The sequence below is a fragment of the Pseudomonas sp. NPDC087803 genome (assembly GCF_044742995.1).
In the GTDB taxonomy this organism is placed as follows: Bacteria; Pseudomonadota; Gammaproteobacteria; order Pseudomonadales; family Pseudomonadaceae; genus Aquipseudomonas.
This window is the reverse complement of the sequence record NZ_JBIUVO010000134.1, coordinates 2,533-2,853: the sequence shown is the minus strand read 5'-3', so window position 1 is coordinate 2,853 and position 321 is coordinate 2,533. Positions and strand designations below refer to the sequence as shown.

The window sequence follows — 321 nt, the reverse complement described above, 5'->3', positions numbered from 1 at the left end:
GTCGAATTCAACTACGGCCGAACCGAAAACTTCGGAGCAGACGCGAGTCAGAGCAGCGGTCAGAGTGGTTTTACCGTGGTCAACGTGACCAATGGTCCCTACGTTGACGTGGGGCAGGGAACGATCAAATTTTTCCTTAGCCATCGATAACACCCTCAACAGAAGAATTAAACGAACGATATCTACCATTAAAACAAAGGCAGATATTTTCATATCTGCCTTGTTATATGGAGCTCTTGAGCGGATTTGAACCGCTGACCTCACCCTTACCAAGGGTGTGCTCTACCAACTGAGCTACAAGAGCGTAACACTTTGCACAAC

Annotated in this window: 1 protein-coding gene and 1 tRNA gene; both read right to left on the bottom strand. The window is 47.4% G+C overall.

Going from position 1 to position 321, the window contains the following annotated elements:
• Positions 1-144 (bottom strand): GTP-binding protein (locus tag ACIOUG_RS26870; protein ID WP_232895364.1); only part of this gene is annotated, 144 nt, incomplete at its 3' end.
• Positions 145-228: 84 nt separating this feature from the next.
• Positions 229-304: transfer RNA gene (locus ACIOUG_RS26865), tRNA-Thr, on the bottom strand.
• Positions 305-321: the final 17 nt, after the last annotated feature.